Source organism: Ideonella azotifigens, from assembly GCF_021043325.1.
GTDB lineage: Bacteria > Pseudomonadota > Gammaproteobacteria > Burkholderiales > Burkholderiaceae_C > Ideonella > Ideonella azotifigens.
Genome location: NZ_JAJNKD010000015.1, coordinates 80,148 through 99,154, shown reverse-complemented (window position 1 = coordinate 99,154; position 19,007 = coordinate 80,148). Strand labels below are relative to the sequence as shown.

The 19,007-nt window shown below is 69.4% G+C and carries 17 protein-coding genes; 12 read left to right on the top strand and 5 right to left on the bottom strand.

The window, feature by feature from the left end; translation table 11 throughout:
- Nucleotides 1-71: 71 nt before the first annotated feature.
- The 6 genes from LRH25_RS24935 (at nucleotide 72) to LRH25_RS24900 (ending at nucleotide 6,403) form a co-directional block, all read left to right on the top strand.
- On the top strand, nucleotides 72-743 hold the full coding sequence (locus tag LRH25_RS24935; RefSeq protein ID WP_231012766.1) for a biliverdin-producing heme oxygenase: 672 nt from the start codon (nucleotides 72-74) through the stop codon (nucleotides 741-743).
- On the top strand, nucleotides 740-3,004 hold the full coding sequence (locus LRH25_RS24930) for an ATP-binding protein (RefSeq protein ID WP_310742442.1): 2,265 nt from the start codon (nucleotides 740-742) through the stop codon (nucleotides 3,002-3,004). The genes LRH25_RS24935 and LRH25_RS24930 overlap by 4 nt, the downstream gene beginning before the upstream one ends.
- Nucleotides 3,001-3,441: a response regulator gene (locus LRH25_RS24915; protein WP_231012765.1), complete on the top strand. Its 441-nt coding sequence runs from the start codon at nucleotides 3,001-3,003 to the stop codon at nucleotides 3,439-3,441. Before LRH25_RS24930 ends, LRH25_RS24915 begins: the two co-directional genes overlap by 4 nt.
- Nucleotides 3,438-4,130, top strand: coding sequence for a hypothetical protein (locus LRH25_RS24910; protein WP_231012764.1), 693 nt, complete (start codon nucleotides 3,438-3,440; stop codon nucleotides 4,128-4,130). The genes LRH25_RS24915 and LRH25_RS24910 overlap by 4 nt, the downstream gene beginning before the upstream one ends.
- 57 nt (nucleotides 4,131-4,187) lie before the next feature.
- On the top strand, nucleotides 4,188-5,075 hold the full coding sequence (locus LRH25_RS24905) for an HDOD domain-containing protein (protein ID WP_141290051.1): 888 nt from the start codon (nucleotides 4,188-4,190) through the stop codon (nucleotides 5,073-5,075).
- Between the two features lie 242 nt (nucleotides 5,076-5,317).
- Entirely contained in the window at nucleotides 5,318-6,403 is a 1,086-nt protein-coding gene (locus LRH25_RS24900) for a hypothetical protein (RefSeq protein WP_141290050.1), read from the top strand.
- Nucleotides 6,404-6,487: 84 nt separating this feature from the next.
- On the opposite strand, the gene minE is transcribed toward LRH25_RS24900, so the two are convergent.
- The 5 genes from minE to LRH25_RS24875 form a co-directional block, all read right to left on the bottom strand.
- A complete protein-coding gene (gene minE / locus LRH25_RS24895; RefSeq protein WP_141290049.1) occupies nucleotides 6,488-6,748 on the bottom strand; it encodes a cell division topological specificity factor MinE in 261 nt (86 codons plus the stop codon).
- Nucleotides 6,749-6,753: 5 nt separating this feature from the next.
- Nucleotides 6,754-7,569 carry a septum site-determining protein MinD gene (gene minD, locus LRH25_RS24890; RefSeq protein ID WP_141290048.1) on the bottom strand — a complete coding sequence of 272 codons (816 nt, stop codon included), beginning with the start codon at nucleotides 7,567-7,569 and terminating at the stop codon, nucleotides 6,754-6,756.
- A 157-nt stretch (nucleotides 7,570-7,726) separates the two neighbouring features.
- Nucleotides 7,727-8,533: a septum site-determining protein MinC gene (gene minC / locus LRH25_RS24885; RefSeq protein WP_231012763.1), complete on the bottom strand. Its 807-nt coding sequence runs from the start codon at nucleotides 8,531-8,533 to the stop codon at nucleotides 7,727-7,729.
- Entirely contained in the window at nucleotides 8,424-9,599 is a 1,176-nt protein-coding gene (locus tag LRH25_RS24880) for a tRNA-dihydrouridine synthase (RefSeq protein WP_170201086.1), read from the bottom strand. The genes minC and LRH25_RS24880 overlap by 110 nt, the downstream gene beginning before the upstream one ends.
- Before the next feature lie 101 nt (nucleotides 9,600-9,700).
- The gene (locus LRH25_RS24875; protein ID WP_141290545.1) at nucleotides 9,701-9,943 is read right to left on the bottom strand and encodes a hypothetical protein; all 243 of its coding nucleotides are present in this window, start codon (nucleotides 9,941-9,943) and stop codon (nucleotides 9,701-9,703) included.
- 273 nt (nucleotides 9,944-10,216) lie between these two features.
- Here LRH25_RS24875 and LRH25_RS24870 point away from each other — a divergent pair, with 273 nt between their 5' ends.
- The 6 genes from LRH25_RS24870 to LRH25_RS24845 all read left to right on the top strand — a co-directional run bounded on the left by LRH25_RS24870 (nucleotide 10,217) and on the right by LRH25_RS24845 (nucleotide 18,802).
- The gene (locus LRH25_RS24870) at nucleotides 10,217-11,263 is read left to right on the top strand and encodes a hypothetical protein (protein WP_141290543.1); all 1,047 of its coding nucleotides are present in this window, start codon (nucleotides 10,217-10,219) and stop codon (nucleotides 11,261-11,263) included.
- A gap of 147 nt (nucleotides 11,264-11,410) precedes the next feature.
- The gene (locus LRH25_RS24865) at nucleotides 11,411-12,481 is read left to right on the top strand and encodes a hypothetical protein (RefSeq protein WP_231012780.1); all 1,071 of its coding nucleotides are present in this window, start codon (nucleotides 11,411-11,413) and stop codon (nucleotides 12,479-12,481) included.
- Complete coding sequence (locus LRH25_RS24860; RefSeq protein WP_231012762.1) at nucleotides 12,478-13,110, top strand: DUF938 domain-containing protein; 633 nt, start codon at nucleotides 12,478-12,480, stop codon at nucleotides 13,108-13,110. The genes LRH25_RS24865 and LRH25_RS24860 overlap by 4 nt, the downstream gene beginning before the upstream one ends.
- A 98-nt stretch (nucleotides 13,111-13,208) precedes the next feature.
- On the top strand, nucleotides 13,209-15,449 hold the full coding sequence (locus LRH25_RS24855) for a protein kinase domain-containing protein (protein WP_231012761.1): 2,241 nt from the start codon (nucleotides 13,209-13,211) through the stop codon (nucleotides 15,447-15,449).
- Between the two features lie 181 nt (nucleotides 15,450-15,630).
- Nucleotides 15,631-16,581: a hypothetical protein gene (locus LRH25_RS24850; protein WP_141289408.1), complete on the top strand. Its 951-nt coding sequence runs from the start codon at nucleotides 15,631-15,633 to the stop codon at nucleotides 16,579-16,581.
- A gap of 172 nt (nucleotides 16,582-16,753) precedes the next feature.
- Nucleotides 16,754-18,802, top strand: a complete 2,049-nt coding sequence (locus LRH25_RS24845; RefSeq protein WP_141289409.1) for a S9 family peptidase — start codon at nucleotides 16,754-16,756, stop codon at nucleotides 18,800-18,802.
- The last annotated feature ends 205 nt before the right edge of the window (nucleotides 18,803-19,007 follow it).

Genomic DNA, 19,007 nt, shown 5'->3' with positions numbered 1-19,007 from the left:
CCAAAGGCGACCACTACACTCGTCGGCAGATGCGCCCTGCATGCCCGCCCCTCGTCAAAACCCGCTCCCGTATGCCGCCTGCCGCCTTTGCCGACACGGTCGGCGCCACCGTGCCAAGCGGGGCGCGAACTGAAGATGTGCTGCAGGCACTGCGCCTGCGCACGGCGATCCTGCACCGCGCGCTGGACGAACGGGTGCCGATCGCAGGCGATGCGCCAAGCCTTGGCGACTACCTGCAACACCTGCTCGCGCTGCAGCCCTGGCTGAGCGCGATGCTGGCCTGGCGCGCACGGCAAGCGGTGGGGCCGGATGCCCACGCCGAACTGCAGCCTCAGCCGCAGCTCGACTGGATCGCCGAAGACCTGCGCGTCGCCGGCCCCGCGGCCTGTGCCGCCGCGGCGGCGCGTGTGCCATCGGCTCCGACCGCGCCCTGGCCGGACGAAGCCGGCGCTGCCTATCGCTGGGGCGCGGCCTACGTGCTGGAAGGCTCATCGCTGGGCGCCAGCGTGCTGTACAGCCGGCTGGCCGGCCCGCTGGCGCCGCAGCCCCTGCGTTTCCTGCAGGCCAGCGGCAGCTCGCCCGGGCCGCGCTGGGCACGCTTCTGCCAGCTGATGCGCCAGGAAGTGCAAGGCCCGGCCGACATCGCCCAGGCCTGCGCTGGCGCCGCCGACGCCTTCGGCCGGCTGCTGGCGGCCTACCCCGGACCCCTCGCCACCGCAGCGGTCCTGGAGCCCGCTGCGTGAGCGAAGCGACCGCCATGCCACCCGCTCAGGCCCAGCCCGGACCGGCGCCGGTCACGCTGGACAACTGCGACCAGGAGCCGATCCACATTCCGGGTGCGGTGCAGCCGCATGGCGTGCTGTTCGCGTTCGACGCCACGGGCCGCCTGTGCTGGCACAGCGCCAACGCTGCGGCGCTGGCCACCGGCTTGCCGGAACTGGGCGACACACTGCACGCCGGCCATTTCAAGGAGGCGCCGGCGGTACACGAACTGGTCGCCGAGGCGATGTCCGCCCCGCCCGGCGGACCGGCCGATCCCCCCTTCACCGCTTCGGGTGACCTGACGCTGGCCGGCCAGGTCTGGGACCTGGTGGTGCACCGCGACCCGCAAGGCGTGATCGTCGAATTCGAGCAGCGCGAACAGAGCGACGACGAGATCGCACGTTTTGCGCTGCATGCCCACCGCGGGCTGGACAAGTTTCGCCGCCAGACCAGCGTGCAGGCGCTGATGGAACTGGCGGTCAAGGAAGTGCGGCAGCTGACCGGCTTCGACCGGGTGATGGCCTACCGCTTCCGCCACGACGACAGCGGAGACATCGTCGCCGAGGCCCATGCCGATGGCCTGGACAGCCTGCTGGGCCGGCGCTACCCGGCCAGCGACATCCCGGCCCAGGCGCGCCGGCTCTACCTGCTGAACACGCTGCGGCTGATCGCCGATGTGCAGAGCGAGCAGGTGCCGCTGGTCGGCCTGCCGGGCCAGGCCCCGCTGGACCTGAGCCACGCGGTGCTGCGCAGCGTCTCGCCCATCCACATTGAATACCTGCGCAACATGGGCATTGGCGCGTCGATGAGCATTTCCATCGTCGTCGAAGGACGGCTCTGGGGCATGCTGGCCTGCCACCACATGCGCCGCCGCGTGGTGCCGTATTCGCTGCGCATGGCCTGCGACGTGCTGGCGCAGATGGTCGCCGTCGCGGTGCAGAACCTGCGCACCAGCGCCCATGCCCGCAGGGCCGGCGAAGCCGCGGCGCTGCGCAGCCGCTGCACCGAGGCCGTGCTGCATGCCGACGACGTGCTGGGCGCGCTGGCCCAGGAAGCCGGCGCGCTGCGGCAGACCATGAAGGCGCATGCCGCCATCCTCGTGGCCGGTGGCAAGCTGGCGCTCAGCGGCCTGACCGACCGCGAACACGCCGCCGCGGTGATCGGCTCGCTGCCCGAGCCGGCCGAAGGCCTGCTGGTGGTGCGCCATGCGCTGGCCGACTGGCCCGAGGCGACCCAGGCCGCCGTGCAGGGCTGGTGCGGCCTGCTGGCGCTGTGTTTCGACGCGGCCAACGGCGCCTGGCTGATCCTGCTGCGCCGCGAGCAGGTCGAGACCGTGCGCTGGGGCGGCAAACCCGAGAAGAACTACGTGCCCGGCCCGTCCGGACCGCGGCTGACGCCCCGTGGCTCGTTCGCCGAATGGCGCGAAACCGTGCGCGACAGCGCTGTGCCCTGGAGCGACAGCGACCTGGCGATTGCCCGCCAGTGGCTGGACGAACTGGGCCATGCCAGCCGCACCCGCAATGCCGAGATCGAGCGCGCCAGGGCCCACCTGCTGGCCGTGCTGGGCCATGACTTGCGCGATCCACTGAACTCGATCTCGCTGGCGGCCCAGGTGCTGGAACGGGGCGAGGCGCAAGGCCATGCCAGGCTGGGCCAGCGCATCAAGGCTTCCAGCGGCCGCATGCAGCGCCTGGTCGAGCAGGTGCTGGACATGACCCGGCTGCGCGGCGGCCTGGGCCTGCAGATGACGCCGCAGCAGGTGGACCTGGTGGCGCTGCTGGACGAACTGGTCGAGGAAAAACTGGGCGCCTACCCGGACCTGCAGTTCCAGCGCCTCTACGGGCCGCCGCACTGGGTGCACGCCGACCCCGACCGCCTGGCCCAGGTGCTGGCCAACCTGCTCGGCAACGCCCGCCACCACGGCGAGCCGGGCCGGCCCATCGTGCTGGAGGTCAGCGGGCCGGATGACAAGGTCCGGCTGGAAGTGCGCAATGTCGCGCCGCCCATTCCGCAAGACATCAGCGATTCGCTGTTCGACCCCTTCAAGGTTTCTTCGATGCGCAACCCCCGCAACCGCCAAGGCCTGGGCCTGGGCCTGTACATCGCGCACGAGGTGGTGCGCAGCCACGGTGGCCTGCTGCACTACGTCCATCGCGCCCCGGAGGTGGTGTTCACGATGGAGCTGCCGCGCTGGCAGGCCGCAGCCGCTTCACCACCGAACCCGGCAGGCGGTGCGGCATGAGCACCATGAGCCAGGCTCCCCAGGGCCCCGACACCCCCGAGGCGCAGCCGGCCACCGGCGGGCCGCATGTCCTCATCGTCGACGACGGGCTGGACGCCGCCGAGCTGCTCGGCGAGCTGCTGGCCTTCGAGGGCTACCAGCCTCACCTGGCCCACCTGGCAGCCGACGGCCTGGCGCTGGCCCAGGCCATGCCGATGGCCGTGGCGCTGATCGACCTCAGCCTGCCGGACCAGCCCGGCAGCGAGCTGGCGCGCGAACTGCGCGCACGGGCCACCGCTGCCCAACCGGCCCCGCTGCTGATCGCCGTCAGCGGTCATGACCGGCTGGGCCCGTATGCTGCGCAGATCGAGGCCTGCTTCGATCACTTCTTGCAAAAGCCGGTGGACATCGATGCCTTGCTGGCGCTGTTGCCACCGCCGGGCCGGGCAGGCGAATGAGCTCGCCTGCCGGGACTTCGCAGTCCCACTGGATCGCCCAGGGCGTGCGCCACGAGCTGCTGCTGCGCCTGCTGCCTTCCATCCGGCATGACATGCTGGGGCCGGTTTCGGTCGCGCGCATGGGCGTGGCGGTGCTGATCAAGCGCCTGGGCAACGACCCGCCCAACCTGGCCGGCGCGCTGGAGCGGGCGCAGGAACTGAACCAGCACATGGCACAGGTCACGCAGCAGCTGCGCGAGTTTCGCCACTGGGACCCCAGCCAGGCCGGCCGCATCGGCCTGCCTGCCGCCTTGAGCCAATGCGCCGGCTGGCTGCAGCCCGTGCTGACCCTGCAGGGCTTCGAGCTGGACCTGGCACCTGCTTCTCAAGAAGACGCCGGAGCGCCCTCGGGCGAACCGGCAGACGAATGGCAGCGGGACGAACTGATGTTCCTGATCGCCGGGCTGATCTGCCATGTGCTGGACTGCTGGGCGCCTTGCCAGCTGCAGATCGAAGCCGGTCCGGCCAGCCTGCAGCTGCGCGCTGGCGCCAGCCGGCCGGCCCCCGCAGCCGAGCACCGACACCCGCTGCCCACCTCACGCCAGATCCTGCTGCCGGCGCTGGCCGCGCTGGCCGACGCCAGCCAGGCCGTGCTGACGAGCGGCCCGGGCCGGCTCGAATTGCAGCTGGCACGCCCCGACCCGGCTTGATTCGGCCGCGCGCCGGCCGATAAGACTGGCAGTTGTCACCTGCCAGACGTGTCGCCCATGCCTTTGATCGCGTCCCCGCTTTCTGCCCGATCCCAAGCCGTTGCACTGGAGCTGGACAAGGCCCGCGCCAGCGGCCCGCTGAAAACCATCCAGATCCCGCCCTGCCCGGCCCTGCTCAGCGAGCTGCGCCTGGCGCTGTCACAGCCCGAGCCCGACCTGCAGGCCGTGGCCCGCATCGCCAGCAGCGATGTGGCCATGGCCGCGGTGTTGCTGAAAGCCGCCAACAGCCCCGCCTTCTCGACCGGCCAGCCGGTGCACACGGTGGGCCAGGCACTCTACCGGCTGGGGCTGGACCAGTCGGCCGCGCAGATGACGGCCTTCCTGCTGCGCAGCGCGCTGCCCGTCAGGGCGCCGCAGCTGCAGCGCTTCTGGGAACGCTCCGGAAAACGCGCCAGCGCGATGGCCTTCATCGCCCGGCAGTTGCCCGGCATGTCGGAGGACCTGGCGCAAACCTATGGCCTGTTCTGCCACGTCGGCCTGCCGGTGATGCTGCAAAGCCTGCGCGGCTACGCCGGCACGATGACCGAGGCGGCAGCCCGCATCGACCGCTCCTGCATCGCCACCGAAAACGCCAACCACCGGACGGACCATGCCGTCGTCGGTGCGCTGGTGGCCCGCATCTGGCGCCTGGCGCCGGAAGTGATGGTGGCCCTGCGCCGCCACCACGACCTGGACATGCTGGGTGACCGCGAGACCGACCCCGAAGTCCACACCCTGGTCGCCGCCGGCCTGGTCGCCGAACACCTGATGCGCCGCCACGAAGCCCTGCCGCCGGACGCCGACTGGCAAGACCATCGAGGCCGGGCGATGAACTGGCTGCAGATCGACGAAGGCGACGTCGAGCACTGGGAAGACCTGCTCACAGGCGAGCTGGAAACGGCCTGAGCTTCAGCGCCGGGCGCTGCGTCGAGACGGCTGCGCCCGGCCGGCAACGGGCCGCCCCGGGGCGGCCATGCCAACCCGTTCGGCGGGTGGTGATGACACCCCAACCCGCAACCGTATGGGTCCATCCAGGGCCGCGGCAAGTTCTTCGGCCCCTAGGCTGACCTCGCGGCAAGGCCCGCAAAGGCATGGCTCTTGCGTAGGCCGCGCCGCCGGTGAAAACCACCGGTCAAGGGAGAAGACCAATGACGAACGGACTCGACGCCGCCGCGCTGCGGCGCGGCTTGCTGCTGGCCGCCACCTGGCCCGCGTTCACCTGCTCATCGGCCAACGCGGCCGCGCCGCCGCCGGATACCCCCGCGAAGGCCGCCTACGGGGTGCCCAGCACCCTCAGCCTGGCGGCGGCCATTGCGACCGCAGCGAACAACCCGCTGTGCAGCAACGGCCGGCTTGGCCCCTACTACTGGGAGATCGGCAATGCCGAGGGCGCGCTGGTGAGCGGCTCCACCGGGCCCGGCGCCGGCACGGTGATGAGCGTCGCCTCCGGCTCCAAGTGGCTGTACGTGGCCTACGTGTTCGAGAAGCTGAGCTCCACACACCCGCTGGACCCAGAAGCCGACCTGCCCTACCTGCACTTCACCAGCGGCTACACGCGGCTGGGCAACATGGTGTCTGCCGCCTTTTGTGGCCTGGGTGAGGTGATCACCGTGGATGACTGCCTGAACGCCACGCCCGTCACCGGCCAGCAGGACCCGGCCACCGTGGGCAAGTTCGACTACGACAGCGGCCACATGCAGAAGCACGCCAGCCTGCACGGTCTGGGTGCGGTGGACGGCCCCATGCTGAGCCAGACCGTGGGCCAGGCACTGGGCGTGAGCCTGAACTACGCCCAGCCGCTGGTGGCGGCCGGCGTGCACATCAGCGCCGCGCAGTACGCCGTGTTCCTGCGCAAGCTGCTCAAGGGCGAGCTGAACCTGGCGGCCAGCCTGGGCACCCATGCCGTGTGCACCAACCCAACCGACACCACGCACGGCTGCTCGCCGGATGCCTCGCTGCCCGCGCCCATTCCTGAAAGCGAGAGCTGGCACTACGCGCTGGGCCACTGGGTGGAGGACGACCCGGTGATGGGCGACGGCGCGTTCAGCAGCCCCGGCGCGCTGGGTTTCTACCCCTGGATCGACAGCGAGAAGCGCTTCTACGGCGTCATCTCCCGCCAACGCGATGGCGACGAGCAGGGCTTTGCCTCCGGCTATGAATCGGCCCAATGCGGACGACTGATCCGCCATGCCTTCGTCACGGGCCGCGAGCAGACCGGCACGCAGCCGGACTGAAGTGCCGCGGCGGGCGGATGCAGGCCCAGGGCAAGGTCGTCTCGGCGGACGCACTGCCGCCGGACGGCCGACGGGCAAGCCCACCTACTTGCGGTCAGGCAGCTCGATCTTGACTTCCAGCACTTCCAGGTTGTCCTGCCGTTCCAGCAGCACCTTGATGTCTTCCGGATTGATGGAAACGTACTTGGAAATCACCGCGACCAATTCACGCTGCAACGCTGGCAGGTAGTCGGGGGTGGCAGCGCTGCGGCCGCTGCGCTCGTGCGCGAGGATGATCTGCAGGCGCTCCTTGGCCACGCTGGCCGTGGCCTTCTTCTCGCCGAGCAGGAAAGACAGAAACGACATGCCGCTCACCTCCCGCCAAACATGCGCTTGAAGAAGCCGGGCTTGGCCGCGTCGACGAAGCGCATCGGCTTGTCTTCGCCCAGGAAGCGAGCGACCACGTCCTGGTAGGCCTCGGCCACATCGGTGCCCTTCAGGTGCACGGCAGGCAGGCCCTGGTTGGACGCGTCCAGCACGCTTTCCGACTCGGGGATCACGCCGATCAGCTCGATGCGCAGGATCTCCTGGATGTCTTCCAGCGACAGCATCTGCCCGCCGACCACGCGGCTGGGGTTGTAGCGGGTGATCAGCAGGTGTTCCTTGATCGGCTCCTTGCCTTCGATGGCCCGCTTGGTCTTGCTGGCCAGCATGCCCAGGATGCGGTCCGAGTCGCGCACCGAGGAGACTTCGGGGTTGGTCACCACCAGCGCCTCGTCGGCGAAGTGCATGGCCATCAGCGCGCCGGTCTCGATGCCGGCCGGCGAGTCGCAGACGATGTACTCGAAGTCCATGTCGGACAGTTCCTTGAGCACCCGCTCGACGCCGTCCTGCGTCAGCGCGTCCTTGTCGCGCGTCTGCGAAGCAGCCAGCACGAACAGGTTGTCGCACTGCTTGTCCTTGATCAGCGCCTGGCTGAGCTTGGCCTCGTTGTGGATCACGTTGATCAGGTCGTAGACCACGCGGCGTTCGCAGCCCATGATCAGGTCCAGGTTGCGCAGGCCGACGTCGAAGTCGATCACTGCCGTCTTGTGGCCGCGCAAGGCCAGGCCAGACGCAAAGCTGGCGCTGGTGGTGGTCTTGCCCACGCCGCCCTTGCCTGAAGTCACCACCACGATCTTGCTCATCTCAAACACATCCTTTGCAGTCAACCGGCGAGCCGCCAAGGCCGGCCGGATAAACGACAGAAATCGAAAAACTCAAGGAAACGCCGGGCCGCCCCAAGTTTCCTTGACCCCCTCGGGGGGCCTGACGCGAAGCGGCAGGTCTGGGGGCATTCATCACTCAGAACTTCAGCGGCTCGAACAATAGCTTGTCGCCGTCCAGCCGCACTTGCGAAGGCTTGCCCACCACGTCGGCCGGCAGCCCGTTTTCCAGCGTGCGCCAGGTGCCTGCAATCGACACCAGCTGCGGCTCCATCACCGCCGCGAAGATGCGCGCCGAGGTGTCGCCCTGGGCACCGGCCAGCGCACGGCCGCGCAACGGGGCGTAGACGTGGATGCTGCCGTCTGCAATCACTTCGGCACCGAAACTCACCACCGCCAGCACGATCAGGTCGCCCCCACGGGCATACACCTGCTGGCCGGATCGCAGCGGCTTGTCGATGATCAGCGTGCGGGCCGCTGCAGCAGGTGCGGCAGGCGCCGGTGCAGCAACGGTCTCGGCCGGCGTTTCAACCGCCAACTCGGCCACCGGTTCGACAACCTGCGGCAAATCTTGCGCGGGCTCGGCGCGCGCCGCCGCCTCGTCAGGCGCCTCGCTCAAGCCCGCGGCCCGGGCCGCGGCCATCTGTTCTTCGCTGCCCCCACGCGCCGCAACCGGGTTGAAGCCATGGCCACGCAACAGCGTCAGCAGCGCACCGAAGTCCAGCGGCTGGGCGGCTTCGCGCAAAGCAGAGAGGTCAATGCACAAGGGTTCCTGCTCGAACAGGCCGGGTGTCGCGCCGTAGCGCTCGGCCAGCGCCTCGCGCAAGGCTTCCAGTTCAGGCGTCTTGAGCAGCAGCGCCAGCACGCTCAGCTGCGCGCTCTTCAGGTCGAACACCGCGGTGGCGTTCGCTTTGCTCGCTTTGGATGCCTTGGAGGAAACGGCCATTGCTTGGATGGGTCGCGGGAAGGGGCGGCGGTGCCGCAGCGAAGCCCGCAGTGTACCGGCCAGCCCCCGTCGGGCCCACGAAACGCCCATCAAACGGCACGCTGGCGTGCTCGCCCAGCAGCGTGGTGGCCAGGCGTTCGGCGTTCTGCTCGGTGCGCAACGCCTGGTAGGCCAGTTCCGCCTCCGGGTAGCGCCGGCGCAGGTGCTGCAGCCACTGCTTGAGCCGGCCGGCCTGGTAGCGCGGCACGATGTGGGCACGCACGATGCCCCAGTAGGCCGCGAACAGTTGCAGCACCTCGGGCCAGCTGAGCGCGGGCGCCCGGGCGTCGTTGGCGTGATTCACGGCCTGGTCATGCAGGATGGCCAGCGCCAGCCCGGGGTCGGCCACCTGGCCACGGCCCAGCATCAGGTCGCGGCAGCCGGATTCGGCCAGGCAGCGCCTGGCATCGGCCACGCTCCAGATCTCGCCGTTGGCAATCACCGGTATGTTCACCGCTTCGCGCACCTCGCCAATGCGGGCCCAGTAGGCTGGCGGCTTGTAGCCCTGCAGTTTGGTGCGACCATGCACCACGATCTCCATCGCCCCACCGTCGGCCAGCGCGCGGGCGCAGTCCAGCGCCCGGCTGTCGTCCTGCGTGCCCAGCCGCATTTTGGCCGAGACCACGGTGCCGGCCGGCACGGTGCGTCGCACCTCGGCAAGGATGCGGTGCAGCAGTTCGGGGTCGTCCAGCAGCGAAGCGCCACCGCCGTGGCGGTTGACGATCTTGGCCGGACAGCCGAAGTTGAGGTCCACGCCATGCGGGCTCATGGCGACCATGCGGGCGGCGTTGTCCGCCAGGCAGGCCGGGTCCGAACCGAGCAGCTGGCCGCGCACCGCAATGCCGGCCGGCGTGAAGCCACCGTTGGCGAGTTCCGGCATCACGCGCTGGTAAACCCGTTCGGGCAACAGCATGTCGGTGATGCGGATGAACTCGCTCACGCAGCGCTGAATGCCACCGGCGCGCGTCAACACGTCGCGCAAGGTGAAGTCGAGCAAGCCCTCCATCGGGGCCAGCAGCAGGTTCATCGTCTCGTCCATCGCCTGGGCCGGCGGCGAGTGCCACCGGCAAGAGGCGAACGATACCTGCTCAGGCAGCGGTGGCCCGCGGCGGGGCCACTCGCACGGCGTCAGTGGTACAGCGGCACGATGGCCGGCACGGCGTATTCGCGGCCGATCACCGCACGGGCGTAGAAGTAGTTCTCGCGCGCAACCTCGCTGAGTGCGTCCAGGTCCACATGCCCGGCCGCATCACAGGGAAAGGCCATCGCGCGCCCCTGGTTGAACAGCGACTGGAAGCGCAATTGGTAGATGGAGGCGGCGGGCAGGGTTGAAGCTGAGGTCTGCACTGCCGGGGTCAAGGTGATGTCCATGGGGATCTCCTTTTTGATCCCTTTCAACGCTGCGCCTCGACACTGGGAGCACAGGCAAACGGGATCGGCTTGGATTGAACTCTAGGCTTCCTGCAAATACTGCCCATCAGCGCAATGCCGCACCGGCTGTCGGTGCGCGGCGCCGGCAGATGTAAGTGCTTGTCCGACAGGCGCGTACGACAGGCCGATGAGGCCTGTCGTGGCACGCCCCTTGCCGTCTTGCGCGCCGATGCGCCGGCAATCGTGCACGGCGCGCTTTCGTTGGGAACCACCATGTGCAAGTTTCAAGTCCGTTCCGGGGCGGGCGCAGCTGCGCTCGTCCTGTCGTTTGTGTCCCATGTCACGGCCGGCGCGGCCGCGCCGCCGCCCGGCTTTGCCGGCCCGACGGCCAACAGCCTGCTGGCCGCCAAGGCCACAGCCCAGGACAACGCGCTGTGCAGCCAGGCCCTTCTGGGACCGTTCTACTGGGAGATCGGCGATGCCTCGCAAATCCTGGCCAGCGGCCAGGTGGGCAGCGACGACAGCGTGCTGATGCGCGTGGCCTCGGCGTCGAAGTGGGTGTATGGCGCCTACGTGGTTGAAGTGCGCGGCGGCCAGGCCAGGCTGGACCCTGAAAACGACCTGCCCTTCCTGAACTTCACCAGCGGCTACAGCAACATGGGCAACATGTCTGCGGCCCAGGCCTGCGCGGCCGACCGGGTCAACACGGTGGACGACTGCATGAAGGCCGTGCCCGGCGGCAGCCAGCAGAACAGCGCCACCACGGGCAAGTTCGACTACGACAGCGGCCACCTGCAAAAACACGCCAGCCTGAACAGCATGGGCGACCTGGCCAACCCGGACCTGTCGGCAGGCGCGCTCAACACGCTGGGCGTGCCCTTCATCTACGGCGAGCCGCTGCTGGCCGGCGGCCTCTACACCAATGCCAGCACCTACCGCCAGTACCTGCAGCGGCTGCTGGCCGGCGCGCTGAAGATGAGCAATGCGCTGGGCACCCACCCGGTCTGCACCAACCCCAGCGACCTGCAGCACGGCTGCTCGCCCGCGCTGGCGCTGCCCGGCCCCATCCCGTCCAACGAGAGCTGGCATTACTCGCTGGGACACTGGGTGGAAGACGACCCCGCGGTGGGCGACGGCGCCTTCAGCAGCCCCGGCTCGTTCGGCTTCTACCCCTGGATCGAAGCCGGCAAGCGCTACTACGGCATCCTCGCGCGTGACAGCGATGGCGACCAGCAAGGCTATGTCTCGGCGCAGTGCGGCCGGCTGATCCGCCATGCCTGGCTGACCGGCCGCGAGCAGAAGAGCAGCGCGCCGGACTGAGACAGACGGTCACAGGAACGGGCTCGGCGGAAGGCTGGCCTGGGGGTGGCAGCGGGTAAGCTGCACGCTCGCTGTACAGATCACCCGGAGTTTGCCTTGCCGCCTCGTTTTGCCCTGGCCTGGATGGCCTTGTGTTCCGCCCTTGCCATGACCGCCTGCGGGGGTGGAGGGGGTGGCGACGTCAGCGCGCCCACGCCGGCCCCCGCCCCGGGGCCGACACCCCCTCCGCCCCCTCCCTCGCCGCCGCCACCGCCACCGCCACCGCCAGCACCCGCCGCGCCCACATCCACCAGCGCCGCAGCCGCCAGCGCCACGGCGCAACACAACGCGCTGTGCAGCACCGACAGGCTGGGCCCGTATTTCTGGCAGATAGGCAATGCCGACGGCGCGATGGTCTCCGGCGAGCTGGGCGCCACCTCGAGCACGCTGATGAGCATTGCCTCGGCCTCAAAGTGGATCTACGGCGCCTACGTGGTGCAGCGCCGTGGCAGCGCCAGCGCACTGAGCGCCACGGCCGACCTGCCCTACCTGCACTTCACCAGCGGCTACACCAACCTGGGCAACCTCTCGTCTGCCTTGGCCTGCGGCGCGGACAGCATCAAGACCGTGGACGAATGCCTCAACAGCACGGCCACCAGCGGCCTGCAGGACGCCAGCACCACCGGCAAGTTCGACTACGACAGCGGCCACATGGAAAAACATGCCAGCCTGGTGGGCCTGGGCAGTTACACCGCGCAGGCGCTGGGCACCGAGGTCTCATCGGCGCTGGGCGTCACCTTCGGCTACGGCCAGCCGCTGCTGGCCGGCGGGGTCTACACCACGGCCGACGGCTACGCCACCTTCCTGCGCGCCATCCTGAGCGGCCGGCTGAAGATGAACGGCGCGTTGGGCTACGCCTCGGTCTGCACCAACCCGCTGGACACGGCCCACGGCTGCAGCACGGCCAATGCCATCGTCGGCCCGGTGCCCACCAGCGAGAGCTGGCACTACGCCGTTGGCCACTGGGTCGAGGACGACAGCCTGGTCGGCGACGGCGCCTTCAGCAGCGCCGGCGCCTTCGGCTTCTATCCCTGGATCGACCAGAGCAAGACCTGGTACGGCGTGCTGGCGCGCCAGCAGGAAGGCGAGAAGCAGGGCTACGCTTCGGCGCAGTGCGGGCGCCTGATCCGCCACGCCTGGATGACAGGCGTCGAGCAGACCAGCAGCACGCCGCAATGAACCTTCCCGCCGTTCGCCACAGCCCCGCCGCCGAGCGCAATCGCGGCCCCATCGGAGAGGCCTTGCTCGGCCTGCTGCCGGCCCAGGGCCACGCGCTGGAGATCGCCTGCGGCAGCGGCCAGCACGCGGCCTGGTTCGCCGGCCTCTTGCCAGGCTGGCACTGGCAGCCCACCGATGCCGACGAAGGCAACTTCGCCTCGGTGCGCCAGTGGTGCGCAGCGCTGCCGAACGTCGCAGCGCCATTCCAGCTGGACCTGCTGACGCTGCCAGCCGACCTTGAGGACGCACCGGTGGCCGCCGCCAGCCAGGACCTGCTCTTCTGCGCCAACATGCTGCACATCTCGCCCTGGCCGGCCTGCGACGCGCTGATGCGGCTGGCCGCCGCTGTGCTGCGGCCCGAAGGCCAGCTGATCGTCTACGGCCCGTTCGTCATCGAAGGCGCGCCGCTGGCACCCAGCAACGCCGCCTTCGACGAAGACCTGCGCCAGCGCGACCCGGCCTGGGGCCTGCGCCACCTGGCAGCCGTGCAACAGGTCGCGGCCAGGCATGGCCTGCAGCTGGCCGAGCGGCGCGCCATGCCGGCCAACAACCAGTTGCTGGTGTGGCAACCAGCGCCTCGGGAGCGCTGATCCGGCAGGCCGGCACGCAAGCTGCGTGGCCCAGCGGGCCTGCCGTACCCCCATCCCGCCGATGCGCTGCCCGCCCTCCCTGTTCCTACCCGCTGCCCATGGACCGCGCTGACGAAGCCCCGTCCGCAGCCGCCGAACTGCTGCCGCTGCTGTGGCGCGTCGGCGCCATCGAATTCGACGAGAGCAGCTTCGAGCTGCGCGTGCATGGCGAGCCGGTGCGCGCCGAACGCGTGCCGCTGAAGGTGCTGCAGCGCCTCTTGCGGGCCGAGGGCCAGGTCGTCAGCGCCGACGAGTTGCTGGCCAGCATCTGGCACCGCAGCCGCGACACCATCTCGCGCAACGCCGTCTCCAACGCCGTGGCCAAGCTGCGCCGCGCACTGGGCAATGAAGCCGCACAGTTGATCGGCGTGCTGCCGCAAACCGGCTACCGCCTGCTGCAGCCGGCCAGCGCCAGCCCGGTGGCCCCGCCGCCCACGCTGGCCGATGGCCTGCTGCCCGGCCGGCCGGTGCCGCACGCGCCTGGCTGGCTGCTACAGGCGGCCTTGCGGGCCGGGCAGGCCTCGGCCGTGTGGACCGCCCTGCATGCCGACGGAAGGCAGGCCGTCTTCAAGTTCGCGCTGCATGCCGACCTGCACCTGCAAGGCCTGCGCCGCGAGCTGCACATCGCCCGCGTGCTGGCCACGGCACTGGGCGAGCGCCCAGCCTTCCTGCAGCCGCTGGACGCCAACCTGACGCGCGCGCCCTACTTTGTGTGCACCGCCTACGCCGGGCCAGACCTGCTGCGCTGGGCCGCGCGCGCAGGCGGCCTGGCCAAGCTGCCACTGGCGCAGCGGCTGGCCGCGCTGGCCGCTGCAGCCGAAGCCATGGCCGCTGCCCATTCGGTCGGCGTGCTGCACAAGGACCTGAAGCCAGACAACCTGCTGCTGGACGAAACACCCGGCGCCGCGCCACAGGTGCACATCATCGACTTCGGCAGCGGGCAGTTGCCCGAGCTGCCCCCGGCGCCCGGCGAGCGCGCCTCCACGCTGGCCGTGCTGCCCGAAGGCTCGGAGCGGCGCACGCTGATGTACCTCGCACCCGAGCGCCTGGTCGGCCGAGCCGCCACGGTCGCCTCAGACGTCTATGCCTTCGGCGTGATGCTCTACCAGCTGGTCGTGGCCGACTTCGACCGGCCGATCTCGCCCAGCTGGGAGGCCGACGTGACCGACCCGCTGCTGCGCGAGGACATCGGCCTGGCCACCCAGGGCGACCCGGCGCAGCGCATGGCCTCGCTGCAGGAACTGGCGCGGCGCCTGCAGTCGCTCCCGCAGCGGCAGGCGCAGCTGGCCGACCAACAACGGCGCGAGCAGGATGCACAGCGCAGCGAGCGGCTGCTGGCGGCCTCGCGCGCCCGGCGGCCGTGGGTCATCGCGGCGTCGGCGTTGTTCGTGGCCGGCACCGCAGCCAGCCTGTTCTTTGCGAGGGAAGCCGGGTTGCAGCGCGATGAAGCCGTCGCCCAGCACCTGAAGGCCCAGTCCGTCACCGACTTCATCGCAGTCGGCTTCCTGCAGGCCGCCAACCCCGCGCTGGGCGGCGACCACGACATCACGCTGCGCGATGCAATGCGCCGCGCTGGCCAGCGGCTGGACGTGGAACTCAAGGGCGCCCCGGCCACCGCAGCCGCGATGCACCAGGCCATTGGCAACAACTTCCTCGCGCTGCTGGAACTCGACGACGCCGTGCCGCATTTCCAGCGCGCGCTGGAGATCGGCCAGCAAACCCATGGCGATGGCTCCGACGCGGTGCTCAATGCCCGCTGCGACCTGGGCGGCGCGCTGCTGATGCGGGGCGACTTGGCGGCTGCGCAACCGCTGGCCGAGCAGGCCCGCGCCGCGCTGGCCTCGCCAGCCAGTGCGCTCAGCCTGGCCACGCGCTGCAAATGCCACCAGCTGCTGGGCAATGTCGCGAATTCGCAAAACCAACCCACCGCAGCCGCCGCGCAATTCAGGCAAATGGCCGAGCTGGCCGAGAAGAATCCTTCGGCCACCCCGCGGCAAAGGGGTTTGGCCAGGGCCGTCTACGGACAGTCATTGGTCACGCTGGGCCAATTGGTCGAGGGCAAAGCCATATTGCACGAAGTGGCCCAGGATTTCGAGCGGCAGTTTGGCGCGGACCAGTTCGATACCCTCAGCGCGCGCTACATGCTGGCCCAGGCCGAGGCGCGCATGGGCGAATTGGCATCGGCCCGCGCCGCCTATGTGCAAATCATCGCCATCTACCAGCGCCGCTTCGGATCGCAAAGCCCGCTGGTGCAGCACATCTCGAAAGAGCTGGCCGCACTGCCTCCCCCCAAAGACTAGGGAGACCGAGCGCCGGCAACGGCACCGCAGGCCAGCTCGTGCGCCATTGGTTGACCCGCCGTGGGCAGTTCGTGGGCACCGCTTTGGTGCCCGGACACCAACAATTCATCACACCGAGACCTCACGACGACCGCCTGGTCCGGCCCGTTGGTCATCTCCCCAAATTGAAACAGGAAACCCCATGTCCGCAGTTCGATTTTCCGCCATCGCCAATCTCGCCGCGCTCTCGGCGCTGAGCTTTTCGCTGGCCACGCCGCATGCCGCGCTGGCCGCCAAACCCAGCGAGCCGCTGATTTTCTCGGCCCACGACAACTCTGCCTTCGACACCCATGCCTTCGATGTCAACAAGGCCGGCATGGTGGTAGGTTTCTATTTCGACGCCAGCTACAAGGCCTATGGCTTCGTGCGCTCCGCCGACGGCAGCTACACCGACCTGAAGGACCCCGACGCGCCGACGGCCACCTTCCCGCGCAGCATCAACGACAAGGGCGTGGTGGTCGGCCAATCCACCATCGATGGCTGGGCCCAGGGCTGGTACTACAACATCGCCAAGGACAAGTTCAAGCCGGTGCGCGTGCCGGCCGCACGGGCGACCTTTGCCGAAAGCATCAACAACCACGGCGTGATCGCCGGCTATACCTATTTCTACCCCGACCCCACCAAGCCGACCTACTTCACCGTCTCTGGCTTCACGCTGAAGAACGGCACGTACACCCTCTACTCCGCCCCTGGCGCCATCTACACCTACATCCGCAGCATCAACGACAAGGGTGACTTTGCCGGCATGTACACCGAGGCCGGCACCTACGCCAACCACAGCTTCGTGCAGAAGGCCGACGGCAGCTTCACCATCGTCGACGCGAAGAACTCGATCAACCACGCCGCCACCATCTACGGCCTGAGCAAGAAGGGCGACAGCGTGGGCACCTGCTCCGATGCGAGCTTCAACAACTGGGGTTGCTACTACACGGCCGCCACGGGCGCAGTGAGCGAGTTCAGCGCCGGCACGCTGGGCAGCACCTCGCCCTGGTCCATCAAGTACAGCCAGGTCGTGGGCTTCGGCTATGACGCCAGCACCGGCAAGAACCGCGGCTTCGTGATCCGCAAGGCAGACGCAACGGGCCAGGACTGAGGTACTTCGACGCTTGGCCAGCGGTGGGCCACCCTGCCGGCAGCCTCGCGCTGCGGCGGCAGCGCGGCGGTCAACGGTAAAGTAGCCCATCGCTTGTCATTCGCGGCCGGCGTGCGATCTGCACGCCGGCCTTTTGTCCTAGTCGCCACCCGCCTCAACGCCCGCCTCACCCATGCGCCTCCTGACCTCCTGCAGCTTGCTGGCCACCGCAGCCCTGGTGGCCGCCTGCGCAACGCCAACCGGCCCTGCCGGCAACACCGGCGTGCTCGCGCCCAATGCCAACCTCGTGGTGCAAGGCATCCCGCCGGTGCCGATGGCGCTGGTCAATAGCGTGCAGCGCTACACCGAGTTCCGTGGCACCAGCTTCGTGGACTGGCACCCGAACCAGCGCGAGATGCTGGTGGCGCACCGGCTGGCCGGTGCCAGTGTGCCGCAGCTGTTCCGCCTCAGCGGGCCGATGGCCGACCTGGAGCCGTTGACCGAAGGCAACGAGCCCGTCACGCGCGGCAGCTACGACCCGCGCGACGGCCACTACCTCGTCTTCCAGCGCAGCAGCGGCGGCAGCGAGGCCGACCAGCTCTACCGGCTGGACCTGGACACCCGCCTGGTCACGCCGATTGGCGAGCCCAACGAGCGGCATGCGATCAACGTCTGGCTGCATGGCGAAGAGCGCGCGCCGGGCGCCGCCTCCAAGCCGCCGGCACGGCTGGTCTCCAGCTCGGTGCCGCTGGACCGCACCGCCGAAGGCGGCAAACGCGCCAGCGTGGACACCTCGATCTGGCTGACCGACCCGCTCAAGCCCGAGGAGCGACGCAAGCTGGCCGAGCTGCCCGGCGGCGGCTGGGAGGCGACCGCCGTCTCGCCGGACGACAGGCAGCTCGCGCTGACCCGCTACATCTCCGCCAATGAGTCGGAGATCTGGCTGCTGGACATGGCCTCCGGCCAGCGCCGCCAGTTGCTGCCTGCGGCCGGCGCCACCGCCGCCAAGGCCAGCTACACGCCGGCCGCCTTCCAGCCCGACGGCAAGGGCCTGATCTTCACCAGTGACCGCGACGGCGAGTTCCAGGAGCTGATGCGGCTGGACCTGGCCAGCGGCGCCGTGACGCGTGCCAGCCGCCACATCCACTGGGACGTGAGCGTCAGCAGCCAGACCGAAGACGGCACGCTGCTGGCCGTGCTGGCCAATGAAGACGGCATGGGCACGCTGCACCTGTTCGACGGCCGCACCGTGAGCGAAGTGCCGCAGCCCAAGCTGCCCGAAGGCACGGTCGCCCAGCTGCATTTCCATCCGGCCACGCGCGAGCTGGCCTTTGCAGTCAACAACTCGGCCGGCCCGGGCCAGCTCTACAGCCTGAACCCGGCCAGCGGCCAGGTGCAGCAGTGGACCCAGGCCTTTGCGCCAGAGGGCCTGGATGCCAGCAAGTTCGCGCGCCAGCAGATCGTGCGCTGGAAGAGCTTCGACGGGCTGGGAATTTCCGGCCTGATCACGCGCGCGCCCGCCGCCCGTTTCCCCGGCAAGCGGCCGGTGCTGATCGACATCCACGGCGGCCCCGAAGGCCAGTCCGAGTTCGGCTTCAACGGCCGGGCCAACTACTTCATCGATGAGCTGGGCGTGACGCTGATCCGCCCCAACGTGCGCGGCTCCAGCGGCTACGGCAAGACCTTCCTGGCGCTGGACAATGGCTTCAAGCGCGAGGACTCGGTCAAGGACATCGGCGCGCTGCTGGACTGGATCGCCACCCAGCCCGACCTGGACGCCAGCCGCGTGCTGGTCACCGGCGGCAGCTATGGCGGCTACATGAGCCTGGCGGTGGCAACGAACTACTCGGACCGCATTGCCGGCAACATCGACGTGGTCGGCATCTCGCACTTCGTGACCTTCCTGAACAACACCGAGAGCTACCGCCGCGACCTGCGCCGGGTGGAATACGGCGACGAGCGCGACCCCGCGATGAAGGCCCACCTGGAACAGATCTCGCCGCTGACGAATGCCGCGAAGATCCACAAGCCGATCTTTGTCATCCAGGGAAAGAACGACCCGCGCGTGCCCTACACCGAGGCCGAGCAGATCGTCGCCAAGGTGCGCGCCAACGGCACGCCCGTCTGGTACCTGCGCGCCGAGAACGAAGGCCACGGCTTCCGCCGCAAGGAAAACGCCGACTACCAGTTCTACGCGATGGTGCTGTTCATGCAGCAGACGCTGCTCAAGCCGCAGCCCTGAAGCGACGGCCGGCAAAGCCCACCACACGGCCACTCGGGGCCGTTTTTCCCCACCGCACGGCCCTTCGGGGCCGTTTTTCATGGCCAGCCCGCGGGTTGTCCCCCATCGCCACGCCACGTCACGGCCGTGTCGCAAGCCCCGTCCATGCTGCCGAATGCCGCGCAGGGCTGGGGGAAAGTCCGAGCGCGGCGGGGCGCCGGCCGCG